At 34.3% G+C, this 24,649-nt stretch carries 15 protein-coding genes and 2 tRNA genes; 14 read left to right on the top strand and 3 right to left on the bottom strand.

Annotation, left to right across the window (positions count from 1 at the left end; all coding sequences use genetic code 11):
- The first annotated feature begins 2 nt into the window (after positions 1-2).
- Positions 3-2,501 carry an Hsp70 family protein gene (locus FC091_RS14060; RefSeq protein ID WP_138434892.1) on the top strand — a complete coding sequence of 833 codons (2,499 nt, stop codon included), beginning with the start codon at positions 3-5 and terminating at the stop codon, positions 2,499-2,501.
- Here the strand turns inward: FC091_RS14060 and FC091_RS14055 are convergent.
- A complete protein-coding gene (locus FC091_RS14055; RefSeq protein WP_138434891.1) occupies positions 2,498-4,246 on the bottom strand; it encodes a hypothetical protein in 1,749 nt (582 codons plus the stop codon). The genes FC091_RS14060 and FC091_RS14055 overlap by 4 nt on opposite strands.
- A gap of 148 nt (positions 4,247-4,394) precedes the next feature.
- Between FC091_RS14055 and FC091_RS14050 the strand changes: the two genes are divergently transcribed.
- Together FC091_RS14050 and FC091_RS14045 are read left to right on the top strand one after the other, a co-directional pair.
- Positions 4,395-4,469: transfer RNA gene (locus tag FC091_RS14050), tRNA-Val, on the top strand.
- A 40-nt stretch (positions 4,470-4,509) separates the two neighbouring features.
- Positions 4,510-4,584, top strand: a tRNA-Val gene (locus tag FC091_RS14045).
- A gap of 41 nt (positions 4,585-4,625) precedes the next feature.
- Here the strand turns inward: FC091_RS14045 and FC091_RS14040 are convergent.
- Together FC091_RS14040 and gldJ are read right to left on the bottom strand one after the other, a co-directional pair.
- Complete coding sequence (locus FC091_RS14040) at positions 4,626-5,906, bottom strand: UDP-N-acetylmuramoyl-tripeptide--D-alanyl-D-alanine ligase (protein WP_138434890.1); 1,281 nt, start codon at positions 5,904-5,906, stop codon at positions 4,626-4,628.
- A gap of 64 nt (positions 5,907-5,970) precedes the next feature.
- Positions 5,971-7,650 carry a gliding motility lipoprotein GldJ gene (gldJ, locus tag FC091_RS14035; RefSeq protein ID WP_138434889.1) on the bottom strand — a complete coding sequence of 560 codons (1,680 nt, stop codon included), beginning with the start codon at positions 7,648-7,650 and terminating at the stop codon, positions 5,971-5,973.
- A 323-nt stretch (positions 7,651-7,973) separates the two neighbouring features.
- On the opposite strand from gldJ, the gene porU reads away from it, so the two are divergent.
- The 11 genes from porU to FC091_RS13980 all read left to right on the top strand — a co-directional run bounded on the left by porU (position 7,974) and on the right by FC091_RS13980 (position 24,649).
- Entirely contained in the window at positions 7,974-11,825 is a 3,852-nt protein-coding gene (gene porU, locus FC091_RS14030; RefSeq protein ID WP_138434888.1) for a type IX secretion system sortase PorU, read from the top strand.
- A gap of 64 nt (positions 11,826-11,889) precedes the next feature.
- Positions 11,890-13,149 (top strand): type IX secretion system outer membrane channel protein PorV, encoded by a 1,260-nt coding sequence (gene porV / locus FC091_RS14025; RefSeq protein WP_138434887.1) that lies wholly within the window; start codon positions 11,890-11,892, stop codon positions 13,147-13,149.
- Between the two features lie 75 nt (positions 13,150-13,224).
- Positions 13,225-13,707 (top strand): cytidine deaminase, encoded by a 483-nt coding sequence (cdd, locus tag FC091_RS14020; RefSeq protein ID WP_138434886.1) that lies wholly within the window; start codon positions 13,225-13,227, stop codon positions 13,705-13,707.
- A gap of 91 nt (positions 13,708-13,798) precedes the next feature.
- On the top strand, positions 13,799-14,797 hold the full coding sequence (gene pdhA / locus FC091_RS14015) for a pyruvate dehydrogenase (acetyl-transferring) E1 component subunit alpha (RefSeq protein ID WP_138434885.1): 999 nt from the start codon (positions 13,799-13,801) through the stop codon (positions 14,795-14,797).
- Positions 14,798-14,800: 3 nt separating this feature from the next.
- Complete coding sequence (locus tag FC091_RS14010) at positions 14,801-16,438, top strand: pyruvate dehydrogenase complex dihydrolipoamide acetyltransferase (RefSeq protein ID WP_138434884.1); 1,638 nt, start codon at positions 14,801-14,803, stop codon at positions 16,436-16,438.
- Between the two features lie 150 nt (positions 16,439-16,588).
- A complete protein-coding gene (locus FC091_RS14005) occupies positions 16,589-17,557 on the top strand; it encodes a M28 family metallopeptidase (protein ID WP_138434883.1) in 969 nt (322 codons plus the stop codon).
- Entirely contained in the window at positions 17,547-18,233 is a 687-nt protein-coding gene (locus FC091_RS14000) for an SDR family NAD(P)-dependent oxidoreductase (protein ID WP_138434882.1), read from the top strand. Before FC091_RS14005 ends, FC091_RS14000 begins: the two co-directional genes overlap by 11 nt.
- A gap of 1 nt (position 18,234) precedes the next feature.
- The gene (locus FC091_RS13995; protein WP_138434881.1) at positions 18,235-18,879 is read left to right on the top strand and encodes an HAD family hydrolase; all 645 of its coding nucleotides are present in this window, start codon (positions 18,235-18,237) and stop codon (positions 18,877-18,879) included.
- A gap of 29 nt (positions 18,880-18,908) precedes the next feature.
- Entirely contained in the window at positions 18,909-22,934 is a 4,026-nt protein-coding gene (locus FC091_RS13990; protein WP_138434880.1) for an FG-GAP-like repeat-containing protein, read from the top strand.
- 27 nt (positions 22,935-22,961) lie between these two features.
- Positions 22,962-23,558: a SprT-like domain-containing protein gene (locus FC091_RS13985; RefSeq protein ID WP_138434879.1), complete on the top strand. Its 597-nt coding sequence runs from the start codon at positions 22,962-22,964 to the stop codon at positions 23,556-23,558.
- Positions 23,558-24,649 (top strand): mannose-1-phosphate guanylyltransferase, encoded by a 1,092-nt coding sequence (locus FC091_RS13980; protein WP_138434878.1) that lies wholly within the window; start codon positions 23,558-23,560, stop codon positions 24,647-24,649. The genes FC091_RS13985 and FC091_RS13980 overlap by 1 nt, the downstream gene beginning before the upstream one ends.

Raw genomic sequence — 24,649 nt, 5'->3', positions numbered from 1 at the left:
TAATGAAGACTATAAATTTTGCTATAGATTTAGGAACAACAAATAGCTTAATTGCTAAATATGATAACGGTAAAATTAAGATATACAATAACCCTCTTGGTTTAAAACAAACGTTGCCATCTTGCATAGCTTTTAGAGGTAACAGAATAGTAATTGGAGATAAGGCCTTAGATTATTTAGAAAAAGATGCAGAGAATGTTTGCATGCTTTTTAAAAGAAAAATGGGCACGCAAGATACTTATCATGTACCTTCTTTAGATCAAGAAAAGCAGCCTATAGAACTTTCATCATTGGTTTTAAAAGAGCTAAAAAACTTTTTACCAGATGATGAAACTGCAAATAGTGTGGTAATTACCATACCTGCAGCCTTTGATACCATTCAATCTAATGCTACCAAAAAAGCAGGTTATTTGGCAGGATTTAAAGAAGTGGTTTTGCTACAAGAGCCAATAGCTGCTTGTTTAGCATTTGCCAATACATCAAACATCGCAGTAAAAGAAAAAGAATATTGGATTGTTTATGATTTTGGTGGAGGAACGTTTGATGTGGCTTTGGTTGAAGTCGATGAGAGAGAACTAAAGGTTATAGACCATCAAGGCGATAATTATTTGGGTGGTGCCGATTTTGACAACTTAATAGTCAAGAATTTAATAGTGCCTTTTATTGAGGAAAAAACCGGACAGTCGGATTTATGGAAATCATTAAAATCAAAATCTTCAGCTCATAAAGGACTTTATTTCGAATTATTGAAGAAGGCCGAAGAAGCAAAAAAAGAGTTGTCAAATTTTGAAGAGACAGAAATAGAGCTTGATATAACAATTAATAGCGAAGATTTATACGATCATTTGATCATTAAACGCGAAATGTTTGAGAATTTAATTCTTTCAAATGTAGAGAATACGGTCACTATTATTAAAGATATTATAAAAGATAACCAGCTACTAAATTCAGATATAAAACGCGTAATCTTAATTGGAGGAACCACGTATATACCTTTAATAAAGAAGTCTATTGCAAATGCAATTGGTGTTGAAGTTAACGCTTCAATAGACCCAACTTCTGCTGTTGTAGAAGGTGCAGCCTATTATGCAGGCTCTAAACCTAGCGAGTTAAAAGAAGAAGAGAATGTTGAAGAGGAAAAAACTCAAGAGGAATCAATAATAGATTATAAGTTCTTTTATGAACAGAATACCAGAGATTCTGAAGAGTTAATTACAGCAAAATTTTCAGGTGTAGATATTGCTAATTTTAGAATAATTAGAAAAGATGGAGGTTACGATTCTGGTGTAAAAGCTCTAAAGAATAATTCATTTTCAGAATTTGTACCACTTCTAGAAGGGAGGCTGAATCTGTTTAAAGTACAGTTACTTAATACAGATTTAGAAGTTTTAAAAACCATCGATCCGCTTTCTATTAATCATGGTAGTTATAGTGTAAATGGGCAGCCTTTACCAAATGATATTTGTATGGAAGTTGATGATTTAGATGCTTCTGCCACTCGGTTAGAGCGCATATTTGCTAAGGGAAGTATACTGCCATTAAAGAAAAAAATATACAAGACAGCTTCTAAAACGATATTAAAAAAATCGAAATCAAACCTTACTATCAACGTCATTGAAGGTAAATCTAATGGTTTGCCAAGCTCTGGTTTAAGTATCGGCTATATCGAAATTTTTGGTGAGGATTTAGAAGATGATTTAATAAAAGGAACTGATATTGAGATTGAGTTAGAAATATCAGAATCTAGAGAATTAAAGATTAATGTCTATTTGCAGTCATGCGATCAAGAATTTGAGAATGTGTTTAGTGAGTCTGAACGCTCTATAAGTATTAATAAAATCAACACAGAGATTAATACAGTTTTAGGTGATGTTGAAGCAGTAATTAAAACAGCAAATTCTCTTGAAAATTTTGAATATTCTAATAAACTTGAGTCTATAAGAGTAGGTCTTATAGAGATTCAGATTGAAGCTTCAATGTTGCAAGACGATGATATTTCTGACACTAAATTTCAACTCGATGATAAGAAGCGAAAGCTTATACAAGAGTTTGATGATTTAACTAGAAATGAACTAGTAGCAAAAGAAATAGAAGAGTATAATGACATTAAAGCAGATTTAGAATATCATCTTAATCAAGATGAAAACGAACGTTTTAAAACTAAGTATCAACGTATTATACAAAACGAAAAAGAGGTTATCAACTCTTTAGATAAATACCTGATTCGCTCAAAAATTAAGGAGCTAGAGGAGCTATATAATGCTATTATACAATCTAGTGATGAGAATTTTATATCCTATTATTTAGGATTAAAATTTTATGATAATTTTATTAATAAGCGCAAAGCCGAAAGATTATTCGAGCAAGGTGATAAAGCTTTAGAACAAAAAGATTATAAGGTAATACGTCATGTAGTTTACGGACTTTCGGCATTGGTACCTGAAAGTGATAGACAAAAACGCAAAGACTTTAATGATGATAGTAAAACAGGTTTAAATTAATTTTTGTTGTAGTAGTTATTATAATATTGTTTATAAAGTTCATCAATATATAGAGGCTTCATACTTAGATCATAGAAGCTTAAATTATCTGTGTCATAAGCATTATGTTGTACTCTTTTTTTTGACGTATCAGTATTGCCTTTCTTTGGTGGATAAACAATTATTGTACTATTTCCTCTTTCGAGTTTTTTTATTTTATATAATTCTGAAAGTCTTCCATCATTTTTAAAATGAGAGAATTTAGACTTTATAAAATCTGTTCCTGTATAAAACGCAAGGCAATCTCTTTCTCTTAGATAAACATATTTGTCAGTGTCTCTGGGTATATAAACAGATTGGTCAACTCCACTTTTTAATCTAAAAACAACAAGATCTTCATTACTTTTATTACTTATTAATGTAATGTTGTCAATGCTGCTGACCCTTGATTTTCCTGGCATAAGGTTAAATGTTTTAGGGTAAGGATTTGTGTTAGGGTACAATGATGAAAATATAGCATTGTCTTTAGGTTTTTTATAATACTTATATTTTAATGAATATAAAAAACGAATATGACTCACTAACTTTCTTTTATCTGCTTTAGAAAGAGGTTCTTCGTCTATTAACTCTGCAGATTCAATAACAGTCTCCTCAATGTCTTCTGTAGATTCAATTACAGTTTCTTCAATCTCATCGTCTGAAGTGTCTTTAGTAGACGATATAGAATTTCCACTAAGAACATCTTTTAAATCGTCTTCACCTGCATTTCCCTTTTGCATTTCTTTAATGATACTATCGATACTTTTTAGACGATGGTCTTTAATACCTGAAGAATTAAAGTCGTAACTATCAAAATTTATTGGGTTATAATCAGGACGAGAATCGTTAGAAACACTCTTACCTATCCAAAAAATAAGCCTTATAACTATAAAAACAACAAAAATAACACTCCAGCTATTTGGGCCAGATCCAGATTTTTCTTTTTCACGATTAGATGAATATGCATATTCTTTTGCTATCTCTGCGTTAGATTCTAAAGTTTCTTTTAAAAAGGCTTTTGAGGTATCTAAGTCTGCAAAAGCAACCATCACCTTAGCACAAAACCTAAAGTTATCTCTACTAGTATTTCTCCTTAAACGGTTATAGATGTCAATAACCTCAGAGTTTAAATCCTGTATTTCTTCATTAAAAGCATCTGGATAAGCATTTAAACTTTTTATAAATATTTTGTTGCTAATAAAAGCCACAGGAAATTGTTTTTCGCTTAGTTTACCTTCTTGAAGATATGCAATCGCGTAATTTAGCCTTGCTTTGAAGAAGTTGATAACTAATTGATTGATAGCTTCAGTAAATAGATAGTTATGTTGAAGTACCTTCTGTATATGCTCGTATTTACCTTTGCTTAATGCATTACTTATAAATACAATTAAGTTCTCTTTTAAATAGTCGTTGAGAAAATATTTAAGCGTTTCTAAGTCTTGTATGGAAGACTCATCAACCTCAATGTCTTTTAACTTTATGTCTTCAAAATTTCCTGAAATTAAATGTTTAAGCCAAGCATGCTTTTCAACAAAAATATAGCATGCTCTTAGACTATCACTTTTAAGATCATCTATAATTTTAGTTATTTCACCAAGGTTGTTATTATCCTCTAACATTGCTTTAGCCTTCAGTTGTTTTTGGAGCCTAATAATACTATTGGCATTAAGCTCAGAGATTTGGTCTAAGTTGAGGTCAAGAAGGTCTGTTAAAGAGGTGTATTTCAAGTCTAAAATCTTATCAGTTTTAAAAGTAGTTAAATTAATTAAGTAGAAAAATGTTTTTCATTTTTTTGGATTGTGGAATAAAGAAAAATTTTCTAAAAAATATTTTGAGATATTAAAAACTAGTCTATCTTTGCAGTCCTAATAATTAGGGCGCGTAGCTCAGTTGGTTCAGAGCACTTGGTTTACACCCAAGGGGTCAGGGGTTCGAATCCCTTCGCGCCCACAAAAGTTCACAGAAATGTGAACTTTTTTTGTTCGTATAAGGGTCATTAACTCAGTTGGTTCAGAGTGTTACCTTGACAGGGTAGAAGTCACTGGTTCGAATCCAGTATGACCCACTTTAAAAATTAAATCCAAACATAAGTTTGGATTTTTATTTTTATAGAAATTCTAAAATTCGTTCTAAAGCCATTCCTCTAGATCCTTTAATTAAAATTGTAGCGTTTTCTATGTCTAGATTTTTTAGATAAGGCTTTAAGTCTTCAAAAGTTTTATATTTTTTAGTCTTTGATTTGGTGGTTGTTTTGTAAAAATTCTCACCTATTAGAATAATATTTTCATCAAAACTATCTTCCGCAAAATTGGTTATTGCCTGATGTTCCATTTCAGCTTCATCGCCAAGCTCAAACATGTCACCAAGAAAAAGATACTTGAGTTCTGCGTTGAGCTGCTTTAGATTTTTAAGTGCAGCCAACATGCTCGTTGGGTTGGCATTATAGGCGTCTAAAATAATTTTCATAGAACCTTTTTCAATTATCTCTGAGCGATTATTATTAGGTTGGTACCCTTCAATGGCTTTTTTAATAACATCAGGTTTTACTTTAAAATATTGGCCAATGGCAACTGCTACTGCGATGTTACCATAATTATAGTCTCCTATCAGTTGACTTTCAATTTCAATATTTTTGTAGTTTAAGATTACAAATGGGTCAGCACTTTTAAACTCAACAGTACAGTCGTTTTTTTGATCTTTACCAAAACTCACAATGTTCCGATAACCACTAATTTGTTTCAACTGTTTTGGATCGTCTGCGCTTATGAATGCGATTTTTTTATTTGTTTTTATAAAATCATACAATTCAGACTTGCCTTTTATTACACCTTCCACACCGCCAAAACCTTCAAGGTGGGCTTTTCCAAAATTTGTGATTAATCCAAAATCGGGCTCGGCAATACTGCAAAGAAATTCTATTTCTTTTTGATGGTTGGCACCCATTTCAACAATACCAAAATCTAAATCTTTGGTAAAGGACAATAATGTAAGCGGTACACCAATATGGTTGTTAAGATTACCTTTGGTTGCATTTACCTTGTATGTTGTTGAAAGCACAGCTTTAATAAGTTCTTTTGTGGTGGTTTTACCATTACTTCCTGTTAGAGAAATTATTGGGACCTTAATTTCTTTGCGATGGTAAGTAGCTAAATTCTGAAGTGTAGTCAGCACATCATTTACTAATAAACAATGATCATTTATTACTGCGGTTTTATCGTCAACGACACAATATTTTGCTCCGTTGTCAAATGCTTGCTTTACAAATTTATTACCATCAAAATTATCGCCTTTTAGGGCAAAGTACATATCGTCCTTGTTAATTTTTCTTGTGTCGGTAGAGACATTAGTACAGGCTTCAAACCTTTTATAAATAGATGCTATTTCCATAAGCCTAAAAATAAAAAAGTCCTGATATTTTATCAGGACTTTTTTAATATTATTTAACGTCTTATTAGTTACGCTTCTTTTGAGATTTTACAGATTTTGAACCTACTCTAGAAACTGCACATCTAAACCCTATATAGTCTGTAGCCATATCTTGTGGGAAGTAACGACGTTGAGCAGGATCTATCCAGTATGCTCTGTCTCTCCAAGAACCACCTTTATAAACTCTTACTTCATCGTTAATTAATGACGTTCTGTTATTAGATTTATCGTATTCTCTAATTAACTTACCACCAGCAGAATCTACTTCAACTCTATGTTTAGGTGAGTTATACATCTTGCCAGTAGCATCAATTCTATCATCACCTTCGTCAAAACTTTCTCTGTAGTAACGCGAAGAACGCTTGTCACCATCTCTAAAGTTTCTGTTGTCACTCTTGTCAAACTGAGTTCTTAGATAAGTATCTTCGTCATCAACTGGGATTTTTGCAATTTCACCTGGAAGATTACGAGCTATGATTTTACCGTTACTTAATGTATCGTATACTATCTCATCTGCAGTAACAATCTTTACAGTACCATCTTCATTTAAGGCATTCTTAGTATATACGTTACCTCTGTAGTAGTTAAAGTCATTAAATTCATCATCTACAATAGGACGATAAACGTCAGCTACCCACTCAGCAACGTTACCAGCCATGTCATAAAGACCGTAGTCGTTTGGTTGGTAAGATTTTACTTCGGCAGTAATGTCAGCACCATCATCAGACCATCCTGCAATTCCACCGTAATCACCTTTACCTTGCTTAAAGTTTGCTAACTGATCACCACGATTTACTCGCTTACCAGATCTTGTATATTGTCCATCCCAAGGATATTTTTTACGTCCTCTATAAACGTTATAGCTTCTTAACTCACTCATTCCTAAAGCTGCATATTCCCACTCTGCTTCAGTTGGGAGTCTGTATTTTACAGGAATTAATCCAGTTTCTCTATTTGCGTAAACGTTAATTGGATTTCCGTCAGCATCAGTTTGTTGTCTTCTTTTACCACCTTCTAAAACTTCAGAATTACCACCATATGTTTCAGTTGGTGCGTTAATATATGTATCTACATCAAAAGTGCTTTCTGCATTTAAGTCTGTTAAATGAGCATCTCTTTTAATGTAACCAGCATCTTGTAACGACATTTCAGCTACACGGTTAGATCTCCAATTAGCATATTCAACAGCTTGAATCCAACTTACTCCTACAACTGGGTAATTTGCATAACCAGGATGACGTAAGTAGTTTTCTGTCATCATTTCATTGTAACCTAAACGATTTCTCCAAACCAAAGTATCCGGAAGTGCTCCTTTATATATAAGCGCATAATTTGGATCGTCTGGAGGATATACACTCTTTAAATAGTGAAGGTAGTACAGGTAGTTTACGTTAGTAACCTCTGCTTCGTCCATATAAAAGGACTGAATATGTTGCTGATTTGGTGTATTGTTCCAATCGTGCATTGGGTCATCTTGTACCTTACCCATTGTAAAAGTTCCACCTTCTATAAACGCTGTTCCAGGAGGTGTTTCTTGTTCTTTAAAACTGGTATTGTACTGAAAACCACCATTTTTGTCGTTGATTTTCCATCCAGTTGCACTATCTACATTGCCTGAATTAGAGTTGCGTTTACAGCTAACAATACTAGCGCAAAGCGTCAGTGCAATTAAAAATTTTAGGTTTGAGACATTTTTCATATCCATATGTTTAAGTAAGCTCGTTGAATTTTAGTTCCGCAATATAACAATTAAAGGTAAACCAACAACTTTTTTTCGCCTGAAAATTCAAAAAAATATGCATTTCATCCTTTTTTTTGAACACAATAACGGATTTTTGGTCGATTTAACGATGTATTTTGCTCTTTAATAACGACCACTAAAATAAATTATTGTTGTATTTTTGAAATAAAAATTGAAGTACTATAATAAGCCTATAATTTAACCGTTATTCAACTGTATTTTATACTATATCAGGTTAGTGATATTCGCACTTACAAAGCTAAGGCTTTTAAATCATAGAAAACTAAATGAAAAATTGCTCTGTTTTTATTCTAATGATAATTGGTTTGTTTGCTTTTGGACAACAAAAACAATTCAATATTGAATGGAATGGCGATAAGGTTTTAGAAACAGAATATGGAAAAATAATTGTTCCAGGTTTTAGTGAGCAACATTTTAGCTATGATAATAAAAATGGTCTGAAGTTTTTTTCTCAATGGGATAGTAATGGTGGGTATGTTGATGAAAATTCGGTAACCTTATCTAATGTAACCTACGAAACTATTACTCAAAGTGGTCTAAGAAACTTAAATACAAATCTCATCCCAAAATCTCCAAAGTTCAATTTTCATAATACCACTGCTAGAGATAAACGTGGGTACTATTTTGAAATAAGCCCAATTATCAATGATAGAGGCGTTTTTAAGAAGATAAAATCTTTTACGATAAATTATAATTTTTCAGCAAATAGATCCCAAACAGCAGCAAGGACAGAAATTACCAATTCAGTACTTAGCTCTGGGGAGTGGTACAAATTTTATATTGAAGAATCTGGTGTTTTTCAACTCACTAAAGGATTCTTGAGCAGTTTAGGTGTTAATACAAATTCTGTAGATCCACGCACTATAAAAATTTATGGTAATGGAGGTAGAATGTTGCCCTTGCTAAATTCTGAGAATTACCCTTTTGATGTTGTTGAGAATGCAGTAAGATTTGTAGGTGAAGAAGATGGAAGTTTTGATAATGGAGATTATATTTTGTTTTATGGTGAGGGTCCAAAAACTTATAGTGAAGAAAGCGAAACAAATTTAAATTTATATACAGATAGAACATATTACTACGTAAATATTAGTTCTGGTAATGGTAAAAGAATTCAGCAAATGCCTACCATAGATGCGGCTGCTGATATTCAGGTTAATACATTTCAGGATTACCAATTTTATGAAGTTGATGAGTTTAATTTAGCGAAACTAGGACGACGGTGGTTTGGTGATGATTTTGCAATTGAAAATGAACGCGTTTATAACTTTCAGTTTCCAAATTTAGTAACAAGTGAGACTGTTAGATTTGATATTGCTGTGGGCTCGGTTTCTGAAACTGACGGCACCACTATGGGTATTACCATTAATGGAAATTTTGTTTCTAGTCTTGGCTTAGGTGTTATTAGTCCTGGTTCGGTTTTAGGAACTGCAAATGCTTATGGAGATGATATTACTATTTCTTCAGATGAAATAACAGTAACGTTAGATTACAATAACAATGGTAATCCGTCAGCAAATGCCTATTTAGATTATATTAATATTGAAGCAACAAGAGATTTAATATATGAAGGGGATCAATTAGTTTTTAAGAATAAAGATGTAGTTACTACACCTGGAATTGCTGAGTATAATCTTGCTAACGCTTCAGGAATACAAGAGGTTTGGGATGTAACAGATAGGTTTAATGTTTCAAATATTTTAAATTCTGAGGGGTTAAGTAATTTAAGTTTTAAAGCTGTATCTGGTGAAGAACGTACTTACTTAGCTTTTTCTTCTTCAAATATATTACAGCCTAAAAAAGAATCTAGGTCTACTTTAGCAAACCAGAATTTAAAAGGAACAATATTCCTAAACAGTCAGGGTGCTTCTGAAGATGTGGATTACATTATACTAACACCTGCAGAACTTAGGTCTCAAGCAGAACGCTTGGCTCAAATTAATAGAAATCAATATAATCTTAATGTTAAGGTTGTAGATCTTCAGACTATTTATAATGAGTTTAGTACAGGTAGTCAAGATATAGCAGCCATAAGAAACTTCATAAAATATGTTTACGATAATGCAAGTGTTCCTAGTGAAAGGCTAAAATACGTATGCTTATTTGGAGAAGGTTCTTATGATTATAAAGACAGAGTAAATAATAACACTAATTTGGTGCCTTCATGGTACTCTATGCCGAGTTTTAGCCTTACCAATTCATTTGTGTCGGACGATTTTTACGCGATGTTAGATGATACCGAAGGAGGTATGGGAAGTAGTGATAGAATGGATGTTGCTGTTGGTAGAATATTAGCCGAAGATATTCAGCGAGCAAAAGAACTAGTAGATAAAATTGAAGCTTACTATCAACCAGAAGCATACGGAAGCTGGCGAAATAACATACTGTTAGTATCTGATGATGTTGATGTAGGTTGGGAAAGAACATTACAAGAAACAACTGACGAATTAGGCACTAACATAGAGACGGACAAACCCTTTTTTAATGTTATAAAGATTCATACTGATGCTTTTGAGCAAGAATCTTCAGCTGCAGGTAATCGGTATCCTCAAGTAAACGAAGCTTTTAAGGATGCTATAGAAGTTGGTGCTTTAGTTGTAAATTACTTTGGTCATGGTGGTGAAGATGGATTAGCGAAAGAACGTATTTTCGATAAATTTGATGCACAGGAAATTAATAACATATGCAAGTACAATTTATTCATTACGGTTACTTGTGAATACACTAAGTTTGATGATCCTGGTAGACCAACTGCAGGGGAATTCACTTATTGGAACAAAACGGGTGGATCCATTGCCTTAATGACAACAACAAGACAAATTTTTGTTACCGTAGGAGAAAGTTTTAATGAGGTATTAGATGATTATTTGTTTGCTTACGGTTCTAATGATTACCAACCTATGGGTGAAGTTTTAAGATTAACAAAGACGGATAATAATATTGCGGGTATATCACAAAAGCGACTTGTATTTTTAATTGGTGATCCGGCTATGAAATTAGCTTTTCCACAACCAGACGTTAGGCTAACCAAAGTTAATGACATTGAAATTACACAACCAATAGATACGCTTAAGGCTTTAAGTTATACTAAATTAGCTGGTGAAGTTACAGATGTCAATGGTAATTTGCTATCTAATTATAATGGTACTTTAACGGCAACCGTTTTTGATAAAAGAATTGAGCGTCAAACTTTAGCTAATGATGGTACCAGTGATAATGGAGGTACAATTTATTTGAACTTTACGACTTTAGGTGAAGTTTTATTTAAAGGACAGGCAACAGTTGAAAATGGTCAATTCGAATTTGATTTTATTGTGCCTAGAGATATTGGTATACCTGTAGGCAATGGAAAAGTTAGTTTTTATGCGCAAACTAATAGTCCATTATCAGATCAGGCAGGTGCTAATTTTGATATAAAAGTAGGCGGTATTAATGAAGACGCTCCTGAGGACAATATTGGTCCAGTAATTAATCTTTTCATGAATGATGAAAACTTCGTGTCAGGAGGCATTACTAATGAATCCCCTAATCTTTTGGCAAAACTACAAGACGATAATGGAATAAACACAGCAAGTGGTATAGGACATGACATTACAGCCATAATTGATGGAGATGAGACAAACCCTATAGTGCTAAACGATTATTACCAAGCTAATGTTGATGATTATACAAACGGTACGGTTACGTATCCCTTTAGAGATTTAGAACCCGGTCCGCATACACTCACCTTAAAAGCTTGGGACACCTATAATAATTCATCTACTGCCGAAATTCAATTTGTTGTATACGATAAGGATGAAGAATTGGTTATAGATAACGTTCTTAATTATCCTAATCCTTTTGTTAATTATACCGAGTTTTGGTTTAATCACAATAGTGTAGAGCCATTAGATGTTTCTGTGCAAATTTTTACTGTCTCAGGTAAACTTGTAAGAACATTAAACGGTCAAACATCAGGCGGAAGTAAGTCTGTAAGTTCCTTATCCAAAGATATTATTTGGGATGGTAGAGACGATTTCGGTGATAAAATTGGAAAAGGAGTGTACGTTTATAAACTAAAAGTAAGATCTAACCGTTTAAATAAACAAGTTGAAAAAATTCAAAAACTTGTCATACTCTAATAATAAATTATATTTGCTAACGAATTAGTACCAAGCGCTTAGTGCTAATAACCCAATTATGAACATGAAGAAATACGCAATAACCCTTATCGCTTTAGTAACATTAAGTTTCACGTTTGCGCAAGAAACCACTCAAATTATACCTAATTCTACGGATAGTAGAGTAATAACAACTGGTTTACCATTTATGCTCATAGCCCCAGACGCAAGATCGGCAGCTATGGGAGATGTGGGAGTAGCCACATCAATGGATGCATATTCACAACAATGGAATCCCGCAAAATATGCATTTTCTGAAGCTAAATCAGGTATAAGTCTCAGTTATACACCTTATCTAAGTAAACTTGTTAATGATATTTCTCTAGGCTACATTACTTATTTCAATAGGTTAAATGAATATAGTGCTGTCTCAGCAAGTTTTAAATATTTTAGTTATGGTGATATCCTTTTGACCCAAAGCGCAGATGATCCTGGTTTTAATGTAAAACCAAATGAATTTACCGCAGATGTAGCTTATACTTTAAGACTTGCAGATCAATTTGCTATGGCTGTTGCATTACGTTTTATGAGATCAGACCTAAGAATAGATCAAATAGATCCTGTAGCAGATGCCGCTAATACTTTTGGTGCGGACATCACAGGGTATTATCAGAGTGAAGAGGAAGCTTATAATGACTTTAATGGGCGCTGGAGAGCAGGTTTTGCTATACAAAACTTAGGACCAAAATTTAAATATGATGATGGTGGTAGAGAAAATTTTCAACCAACAACCTTAAGATTAGGTGCTGGTTTTGATTTTATTTTTGACGAATATAGTACACTAGGCATTACTGCGGAGGTTTCTAAATTATTAGTGCCAACACCACCAAGACTTGGTGATAGAATAGTCTTTACAGATACTAATGGAGATGGGGTCTTTAATGAAGCAGATGGAGATTTTCAAACACAAGAGCAAGAAGATGCATCACAAGAAAACGTCATAATAGAAGGGCAAGATCCTAATGTTAGTTTTATCAACGGAATTTTTCAATCTTTTGGTGATGCCCCTGGTGGTTTCAGTGAAGAGCTTCGTGAATTTACGTGGGCCTTAGGTGCTGAGTACACTTATCAAGAAAACTTTGCTTTCAGAGCAGGTTACTTTAATGAGGCAGAAGATAAAGGTGCTCGTAAGTTTTTTGCCCTAGGTGCTGGTTTTAAATATACCACTATAAACATTGATTTATCATATTTGTTTTCAGCATCAAGAGTACAAAGCCCATTAGAAAATACTCTACGTTTCTCACTGACATTTAATTTTGGTGATGGTGAGTATGACGAATATTAGAATATACAATTAAAAAGATCTTTCAAAACTATTGTCTAAAAGCAATAGTTTTTTTGTCTAATAAAGAATTTGAATATGAAGGAAGTTAAGATTGAATCAACATTTAAAGTTTATGAAGGCTTCAGTGAGCTTCCGGACGATATTCAACATTTAATGCAATCTGCTATTGAAACTAGAGAAAATGCTTATGCTCCTTACTCTAAATTTAAAGTAGGTGCTGCTATTTTATTAGACAATAATGAAGTTGTCGTTGGTAGTAATCAAGAAAATGCATCTTATCCTTCTGGTCTGTGTGCTGAGCGCACTGCCATTTATTATGCAGGTGCAAAATACCCTACAGCTAAGATTTTAAAAATGGCTCTAACAGCTTCATCCCAAAATCAAATTACAGATTCTCCAATTCCACCTTGTGGCGCATGTAGGCAAGCTATTTCAGAATATGAAATAAAACAAGATAAACCTATAGAGATTTACTTTATGGGAGCTACAGGTAAGGTTGTAAAATCAAACTCTTTAGCAAATTTATTGCCTCTTGGTTTCGATAGAAGTTTCCTATAACGTTTTCGTAACAAATTTTACAATTTTGAGCTTTTTGGTTACTAACTAATGTGTTATTTTTGTTATTCTGATTAAAAGAACGAATCAAAAAATGCAAAAAATAACCAAAGAAGTTTACCTTAAGTGGTACGAGGATATGTTGTTTTGGCGAAAGTTTGAGGATAAACTTGCCGCAGTATATATTCAACAAAAAGTAAGAGGATTTCTTCACTTATATAATGGTCAAGAAGCAGTTTTAGCAGGAGCTTTGCATGCTATGGATCTAACCAAAGATAAAATGATTACTGCTTATCGTAATCACGTTCAGCCTATAGGGATGGGAGTGGATCCTAAACGTGTTATGGCAGAGCTATATGGTAAAGCAACAGGAACCTCGCAAGGTTTAGGTGGTTCTATGCATATATTCTCTAAAGAGCACAGATTTTATGGAGGTCATGGTATTGTAGGTGGACAAATCCCATTAGGAGCAGGTATAGCTTTTGGTGATAAATATCACAGCAGTGATGCCGTAACTTTATGTTGTTTTGGTGATGGTGCTGCAAGACAAGGCTCATTGCACGAAACGTTTAATCTTGCAATGCTGTGGAATTTGCCGGTAGTATTTGTTTGTGAGAATAATGGTTACGCTATGGGAACCTCAGTGGAACGTTCTGCAAACCATACAGATATCTGGAAACTAGGTTTAGGATACGAAATGCCGTCAGGACCAGTAGACGGTATGAATCCTGTTAAAGTAGCTGAAGCATTTGACGAAGCTATTCAGCGTGCAAGAAAAGGGGGTGGACCTTCGTTTTTAGAGGTTAAGACATATAGATATAGAGGGCATTCAATGTCAGACGCACAACATTATAGAACAAAGGATGAAGTTGAAGAGTATAAGAAAATAGATCCAATCACTCAGGTGAAAGAGGTTATTTTAGAAAATAATTACGCAACTGAAGACGAGATTAAAGCCATTGATAAGCGTGTTAAAAAACATGTTTCTGAATGCGAAAAATTTGCTGAAGAATCACCATATCCAGACAAGAATGTAATGTATGATGCTGTATATGAGCAAGAAGATTACCCATTTATTCAACACAAACTATAAGCTATGGCAGAAGTAATAAATATGCCGCGTTTAAGCGATACAATGGAAGAAGGAACTGTTGCCACTTGGTTAAAGAAAGTTGGTGACAAGGTTGAAGAAGGAGATATTTTAGCTGAAATTGAAACCGACAAGGCTACAATGGAGTTTGAGTCTTTTAATGAAGGCACATTGCTTCATATTGGAATTCAAGAAGGAGAGACAGCTAAAGTAGATGCGCTTTTAGCTATCATTGGTGAAGAAGGGGAGGACATTTCAGAATTATTAAATGGAAGCTCTTCATCAGAAGAAGAAACCAGGTCTGAAGAAACTGAAGAAAAAATTGAAGATAAAAAAGAAGACACAACAGAAGCTGAAAGCCCAGAAGAATTGCCAGAGGGAGTTACTGTTGTAACTATGCCTCGTTTAAGTGATACAATGGAAGAAGGAACCGTGGCAACATGGTTAAAGAAAGTTGGTGATGAGGTAGAAGAAGGTGATATTCTTGCTGAAATTGAAACAGATAAAGCTACGATGGAATTTGAATCTTTTCAGTCTGGTACCTTGCTGCATATTGGCTTAGAAGAAGGTGAATCTGCAAAAGTAGATGCATTACTAGCAATTATTGGTCCTTCTGGAACTGATGTATCTGGTATTGCAAAAAACTTTAAAGCTGGTGGTTCAGAATCTAAATCAGAGCCTAAGACTGAAAGTAAAGCAGCTCCAAAAGAAGAAAAGAAAGAAGAGTCTAAGAAAGAAGAGGAGAAGTCAACACCAACGAGTAAACCAACAGCAAATGTTTCTGAATCAGGTGGAAGAATTTTTGCTTCACCTTTAGCTAAAAAAATGGCTGAAGAAAAAGGTATTAATTTATCTCAGGTAAAAGGTTCAGGTGAAAACGGTAGAATTGTAAAAAGAGATATTGAGAGTTTTACACCATCACAAGCGTCTGCATCTGTTGGGAAATTTGTACCGACTGGTACAGAAGACTTTGATGAAGTACCAAACTCTAACATGCGTAAAGCAATCGCTAAGAATTTAGCAAAATCTAAATTTACAGCACCACATTATTATTTAAATGTGGAGTTTGATATGGAAAATGCAATTGCGTTTAGAGCTCAGTATAATTCTTTACCAGACACGAAGATATCTTACAATGATATGATTGTTAAAGCTTGTGCTCTAGCATTAAAGCAGCATCCACAAGTTAATTCTCAATGGTTTGATGATAGAATGAAGTTAAATAACCATGTGCACATTGGTGTAGCTGTAGCGGTACCAGATGGTTTGGTGGTGCCAGTTGTTAAGTTTGCTAACGAGCAAAGCTTAACTCAAATTGGCGTAGCTGTAAAAGATTTTGCGGGCAAAGCAAGAAATAAGAAGCTATCTTTAGATGAGATGGAAGGTAGTACTTTTACTATTTCTAACTTAGGCATGTTTGGAATTGAGAGTTTTACATCTATCATCAACCAGCCTAACTCAGCAATATTATCTGTGGGTGCAATAGTTTCTAAACCGGTTGTTAAAAACGGACAAGTTGTGCCAGGCAACACAATGAAGTTAACTATGGCGTGCGATCATAGAACCGTAGACGGTGCTACTGGTGCGCAATTCTTGCAAACATTAAAAGGATACATAGAAAATCCTGTAACGATGTTAGTATAAGTCGGATTGTTATTCTGAATCGTCACACTGAGCGTTGTTCACTGAGCCAAGTCGAAGTGTTGTTTCAGAGTCTAATAATAATTTTAAATCCTGATTTGGAGATATTTCAAATCAGGTTTTTTTATCTTTAAACTCAAATCAAAAATTAGTATGAAATATGTATTGACCGTACTTGGTTTGTTATTAGTAACGGCTTGTGGTACAAAGCAAAATAATTCTGTTGGCAACCAAAGCATTTCAGAAAAAATTACCATCACAGCTCAAGATATAAAAATGAGCATGGAATATTTAGCTTCAGATGAGTTAGGAGGTAGAGCAACAGGAAGCGAAGGTATTGAAAAAGCCGCTGTCTTTATTGAAAACTACTTTGAAGAGAATGGAATAAAACCATATTTTGAAACCTATAGAGATAGCTTTAAGCTAGGTGAAATTGATGGTTATAATGTAGTTGGAATGATTGAAGGAACTGATGATAAACTTAAAAATGAATTCATAATACTTGGTGGTCATTACGACCATATAGGAAAAGGTAAAATAGTAGAAGGAGACAGTATTGCCAACGGAGCCAATGACGATGCCTCTGGTACTATAGCCGCTATGGAGTTTGGTAGATATTTTTCAAAATCTAAAAGTAATAAACGCAGTATACTTATTACGTTATATGACGCTGAAGAAATGGGTTTAAAGGGCTCAGCGCACTTGGCAGCTAAACTTAAAGAAGCTGGATTAAATGTCTATACCATGTTAAACTTTGAGATGATCGGAGTGCCAAGGGCAGAGGATAAGTCTATGGCTTATATGAGTGGCTATAACCGTTCTAATTTTGCACCTACACTCAATAAGTATGCAGGTGAAGAGATCGTTGGTTTTTTTCCAAAGGCTAAAGAATTTCAATTGTTTTACAGATCGGATAATTTTCCGTTTTTTAAAGAATTTAATGTTCCTGCGCATGCCATCTCTACATTCGATTTTACAAATTTTGATTATTATCACCATGTAGATGATGAAGCTGATAAAATGGATTATGAGCATATGGTAAATTTTATCAATAAAATGATACCTGCTTTAGAAGGTATGATGAATTCCAACACAAAAGAAGTCGTATTAAATGAAGAGTAAGAATATTATTATAACAGGAACGAGTAGAGGTATAGGTTTTGAGTTAGTACATCTTTTTGCCAGTCAAGGGCACAATGTATTGGCATTATCAAGAAACGCCCAACCGGTTAACAACTTGCATTTTGAAAATATAACATCTTTTGCTTTTGATTTGTGTAAAGATGAAGACTACAAAAAAGTAGAAGACTTTATTAGTGCTGAGTGGAAACATGTAGATATTCTCATTAATAATGCTGGTATGTTGCTAAATAAACCTTTTGCAGAAACCACATTCCAAGATTTTGAAAACGTATATAGAACAAATGTTTTTGGAGTATCAGAAATGACCAGAATAGTTCTTCCTTTTATGAAACAAGATGGACATGTGGTAACCATAAGTAGTATGGGAGGTATACAAGGAAGCATGAAATTCCCAGGACTTTCCGCTTATAGTTCCAGCAAAGGAGCGGTAATCACATTAACAGAGTTACTCGCCGAAGAATATAAAGATACAGGGCCGCAATTTAATGTTTTAGCTCTGGGTGCTGTACAAACAGAGATGTTAAAAGAAGCTTTTCCGGACTATCAGGCACCAACAACTGCTATGGAAATGGCAGAATATATTTTTAACTTTTCGCTCAGCGGAAATAAATACTATAACGGTAAGGTTTTACAGGTTTCTAACTCTACACCTTAATATGTCTAAATACAAGTGCATTATTTTTGATTGTGATGGTGTTCTAGTAGATAGTGAGCCTATAAGCAATCAAGTTATGGTAGACTTGGCAAATGCACTTGGTGCGAATATAGATTTAGATTATGCATATCAGCATTTTAAAGGCAATAGTTTTAATGAGTGTGCTAATAAAATTTCAAAACTAATTACGCAAAAACTACCTATTGATTTTGAAGAGCAATACCGAAAAGAATCTTACCAGAGATTTCAAAAAGAGATTAAGCCTATTGATGGTGTAAAAGATGTTCTTCAAGATTTAAAAATTCCGTTTTGTGTAGCTTCTAGTGGTCCGGTAAAAAAAATAAAACTCAATTTAGAACTTACAGGTCTATCATCTTTTTTTCAGGATAAAACAATATTTAGTTGTTATGCTATTAAAAAGTGGAAACCAGACCCAGCTGTTTTTTTATGGGCCGCCGAAACCATGGGTTTTAAAAATGATGAGTGCTTAGTTATAGAAGATAGTTCGATAGGAATTGAAGCAGCGATAAGCGGAGGTTTTGATGTTTTTGGATTTACTGCTCATGATTATAAAGATGAATTGCACAAAAAAGCGACTAAAACCTTTGACCATTTGAAAAATCTAAAAGAATTGTTAAAATTCTAACGTATTTTCTATCTTTAGAAAAAAAACTTATGGTTATAAATTTACGCAACTATAAGCTATTCTTTCTTATTTTTCTTATTAATGGCTACTTGGGTGCTCAAAACTTTGAGCGCGTTGAAACCGTTGTTGGTTTACAAAACTTAGCTCACAATAATGGAGTTGCTGTTGCAGATTATGATGGCGATAATGATCTAGACATTTTTGTTGTAGCGAACGCGATTGAAAACCCAAACGATATTACTAGTTACAGTCGTCTGTACCAAAATAATAATGATGGTTATTTTACAGATGTTACCGAAGCATCTGGTTTGGTTGAATTGCTAACAGCAGAAGAAGATGTTCAGCTCACTCTAGCGCAACAGGGTTATAAGTTTAGTGCATCTTGGGGAGACTATAATAATGATGGTTTTCCAGATTTATTTCTAACATATTCTTTAAAGGTTCAATTATGGAGAAACCTTGGTAATGGTACATTCGCCAATGTTACTGAAATATCTGGATTTGGAGCAACAAACGATTGTTTAAACATTGGAGCAACATGGTTAGATTATAATAATGACGGTTTATTAGATGTCTACATCACTGATTGGAGTAGGTGCGATTCTAATTCTATGTATAGAAACAATGGCAATAATACTTTTACTGATGTAACAGCAGAATTAGGACTTACAGAAGTTGAATCAAATTACAGCTATACACCATTTCCTTTTGATGTAAATAACGATGGTTGGATGGATCTAATAGTCACAAACGACTTAGAGGATCCAAATTATTTATACATCAATCAGAATGGTACTTCTTTTACAGAGGATGCAGCAACCTATGGATTAGATAATATGATAGATGATATGGGGCTCGCTATTAGTGACTTTGATAATGATGGTGATTTTGATTTTTTTCATACTGGAATTGATGAAAATACGCTCCTACACAATAATGGATCAAATAGTTTTTCTGATGCTTCTGCCTCTTATGGAATTTCAGGAACAGGTTGGGCTTGGGGAGCACGATTTTCAGACTTTGATTTAGATGGTGATGAGGATTTATTTATTGTTAACGGTTACGATTTTGAAGCCAGAGGGCCAGAACAAAATGTATATTACAGAAATCTTCATAGTCAAGGACAGCCGATTTTTGAAGATGCTTCAGTAGAATTAGGTGTAAATGATAATACAGAAAGCGTAGAGGTTCTAGATTTTGATTATGATAATGATGGTGATATAGATGTGTTGATTACAAATGGTGATGGTTCTGCAATTTTTTATGAAAATAAACTTCTTAATTTTGATGACACCGAGACAACATTAAATTGGTTTAAGGTTCATCTACAAGGCACCACATCTAATAGAAACGCAATTGGTACAACTTTAACAATAACAACAACCAACGGAACACAAAAACGTTACTACACAGGAGTTGGTTTTTTAGGTCAAAGTCTACAAGCAGTACATTTTGGGTTAGATGACGCAACGGAAGTTCTTACTTTAGAAGTAAAATGGACTTCAGGATTAGTTGAGAATTATTCAAATATATCTTCAAACACTACAATAAAGTTAACCGAAGGAATTGGTCTAGAGATTCTAAATATTGAACCAAGCCAAAAAATTTATGGTTGCACAGATCCAACATCCTGTAATTATAATCCAGATGCTACATTAGATGATGGTTCTTGCGTGTATCTGCCTTCTCAAAATATAGTAGGTAATACGAGTTCCTCTTTTTTAAGAACAGAGACTTATACCTATAATGTTGCCGCAGGTTCAACAGCAAATTGGGTAGTTTCAGGTGGTGAATTAGTAAGTGGTCAAGGCACAAATTCAATTACTGTAAGATGGCATTTAGAAGATTCTGGAAGAGTAGCTATTACTGAAACGGATGATCAATGTTCTAGTCAAGAAGTGTCAATAGACATTGAGTTAGGCGTAGATAATCTTCCAGAAAATATTTCGATTGCAAGACTATGGAATGAAGCATTATTAGAAGCTATTAGAGACGATTTTGCAAGACCGACAGTACACGCAAGAAACTTATTTCACACCAGTGTTGCAATGTACGATGCTTGGGCAATTTATGATGATACAGCAACACCTTATTTAATAGGAAATACAGTCAACGACTTTACTACAGTATTAGAAGAATTCATACCAAATGAAGATTTAGACACTTCTGTAAATAAGACGATTAGCTATGCTATGTACCGTTTGTTGACGCATCGATTTCAAAATTCCCCAGGATTAGAAGAAACTCAAGCAAGATTTGACTTGCTGATGGAGAAATTAGGTTATGATATTAATAATACCTCTTTACTGTACGAAGATGGTGATGCTGCGGCTCTAGGTAATTTTATTGCTCAGTCTGTTATAGATTATGGGTTACAAGATGGTTCGAGAGAAGCAACAGGTTACGACAATGCCTATTATGAGCCAGCAAATCAGGCTTATGCATTAGATGATAATGATAATCCACCAATTCAAGATCCTAATCGTTGGCAACCGCTTGGTTTAGATTCGTTTATTGATCAAGGTGGAAATATTATAGACAGTAATGTGCCACCGTTTTTAAGTCCAGAATGGGGAAATGTTTATAGCTTTGCTCTCAAAGAAGAAGACAAAGTTACTTACCAACGCGACGGAAATAATTATCATGTATTTCATGATCCTTCCGACCCTCCATATATCAGTATGACTGAAGAGAATCCTTCAAGTGATGCTTATAAATGGGGATTTTCTATGGTGTCTGTATGGCAGTCACATTTAGACCAAACAGATGGAGTTATGTGGGATATTTCTCCGAATTCAATAGGTAATGTTGACATAAGTACTTTTCCGACTAATTATGCAGACTATCCTGCTTTTTATGACGTTTTTAATGGTGGTACAAACAGTAACGGACATACAATTAATCCAATAACAGGCAATCCGTATGAAGTAAATATGGTACCTAGAGGTGACTATGCTAGAGTTCTAGCTGAGTTTTGGGCAGATGGTCCGGACTCTGAGACTCCGCCAGGACACTGGTTCTCTATTTTAAACTATGTAAATGACCATCCCTTGTTTGAAAGACGATTTGAAGGTCAAGGAGATATTCTGGATCCATTAGAATGGGATGTTAAAGCTTATTTTATTTTAGGAGGTGGTATGCATGATGCAGCTATTTCTGCGTGGAGTGTTAAAGGTTGGTATGATTATATAAGACCAATTTCAGCTATACGATCTATGGCAGAACGCGGGCAAAGTACAGATAACACATTAGATAACTATCATGTTGGCGGCATAGAATTGATAGATGGTTATATAGAAGTGGTTGAAGCTGGTGATCCATTAGCAGGTTTTGCCAATCAACATGTTGGAAAAATAAAACTATACACATGGAAAGGTCATGATTTTATAGACGATACTGAAACAGATCAGGCCGGAGTTGGCTGGATTTTAGCTGAGGATTGGTACCCATACCAAAGACCAACTTTTGTAACACCTCCATTTGCAGGCTATGTGTCTGGTCATTCTACATTTTCTAGAACAGCATCAGAGTTAATGACCATGATGACAGGTAGTGAATTCTTTCCTGGTGGTTTAGGAGAATTTGTTGCAAAAGCTAACGAGTTTTTAGAGTTTGAAGAAGGGCCTTCAGTTGATGTTGTGCTGCAATGGGCAACATATAGAGATGCATCAGATCAAACAAGTTTAAGTAGAATTTGGGGAGGTATTCATCCTCCAGCTGATGACATACCTGGTCGATTTATTGGTCAAGAAGTGGCGGAAGATACGTTTGATTTTGCAGTACCTTATTTTAATGGATCTCTTGGTTTTGATGAGCATGAGGTTTCACTTAATATCTATCCTAATCCTATAATTCATGGTGAAGTTTTTATTGCTAATACTGATGGTACAGAGACTATTGATATTTATGATATAACAGGAAGGAAAATACAAGGTTTAATTAAGGCTTATGATACCTTAAATGGTACAACTACAATAAAATTTAAGGTGGACACTTTAGGTTTATACCTCCTCAAAGTGAATAGCACTTCTAAAATGATTATAGTTAAGGATTAATAACTCAAATCCACTACTTTTGTTTTAATGCAAGATCAACTTTTAGAGTTTATTCCAGAGCAAGCACAAGTTCAGGTTAAAGCCTTACTGGCAAAGGATAATTTGGTGGTTAAAGTAAAACAAGAACGTAAGACCAAACATGGTGATTACAGACAATTGCCGAATGGTAAGCATCAGATTACTGTAAATGCGAATTTAAATGCGTATCGTTTTTTGATTACACTCGTTCATGAAATTGCTCACTTCGAAGCATTCACCAAATTTGGACGATTTATAAAACCACATGGCAAAGAGTGGAAACTAACTTTTCAACACTTAATGCTCCCATTTTTAAGACCAGAAGTCTTTCCGTTAGAATTACTGCCATTACTTGCCAAACACTTTAAAAACCCTAAAGCATCTAGCGACACAGATACGCAACTCGCCTTAGCATTGAAGCAATTCGACGAAGGTGAAAATAAAACTTACGTTTTTGAAGTACCTTTGGGCAAAACCTTTAAGCTTTATAACGGTAGAGTGTTTAAAAAAGGAAATAAAAGAAGAAAACGAATAGAATGTGTTGAGGTAAAAACCGGTAAACTATATTTGTTTAACCCTAATGCAGAGGTAGAAATTTTAGACTGATGAAAAACAAAAATTATTACGCCATTTTAATGGCAGGTGGAGTAGGCTCACGATTTTGGCCAGTAAGTACACAGAACTTTCCTAAACAATTTCATGATATGTTAGGAACAGGAGATACTTTAATCCAAAAAACCTTTAATCGCCTAGCAAAACTTATTCCCCAAGAAAATATTTTTATTCTTACCAATGAGCGTTATAATGATTTGGTTTTTGAGCAATTGCCAAGTGTTACAAAACGTCAGGTTGTATTAGAGCCAGCAATGCGTAACACAGCGCCATGTATTTTATATGCGTCTTTAAAAATTCAAAAGGAAAATGAAAATGCAGTAATGATTGTGGCTCCGAGTGACCACTGGATTGAGGATGAAGATGCCTTTTCAAATAATGTGAAAACAGCCTTTGATTATTGCGAATCTAATGATGCTTTAATGACTTTAGGTATTAAACCAACCTTCCCAAATACAGGCTATGGTTATATAGAGTTTGACAAAGAACGGTCACTAAGCGTAGCCGAAGTGAAACCTGTAAATCAATTTAGAGAAAAACCAGATTACGAAACCGCTAAGTCTTTTTTAGCACAAGGTAATTTTCTATGGAATGCAGGTATTTTTATGTGGAGTGTAAAATCCGTGGTTGCTGCGTTTCAAAGAAATCAACCAGAGTTATATCAACTTTTTGAAAGTGGGTATAATGTGTATAACACAGAGTTTGAAGACGACTTTATAAAAGATAACTACCCAAAAGCAGAAAACATATCTGTAGATTACGCCCTTATGGAGAAAAGTAACAATGTCTACGTGATTCCTGCAACTTTCGATTGGAATGATCTTGGTACTTGGGGAAGTTTATACGATAAATTAGAGAAAGATTCTGATGCTAACGCAGTCGTAAACGCAAGAGTTTTAGCCGATGACGCTTCCGGGAATATGATCAGATCCAAAAAAGATAAAATTGTGGTTGTAGACGGATTAAAAGATTACATCATTGTTGATAAAGACGAAGTTTTGCTTATCTTTCCTAAGGCTAAAGAACAAGATATTAAAAAAGTACTCCAGAATGTTAAAGCTAATTTTGGAGAAGAATATGGTTAA

Source organism: Winogradskyella algicola (assembly GCF_005869935.1).
GTDB classification, from domain to species: Bacteria; Bacteroidota; Bacteroidia; order Flavobacteriales; family Flavobacteriaceae; genus Winogradskyella; species Winogradskyella algicola.
Note: the sequence above shows the minus strand (reverse complement) of the source record. Positions and strands in the feature narration are given on the sequence as shown.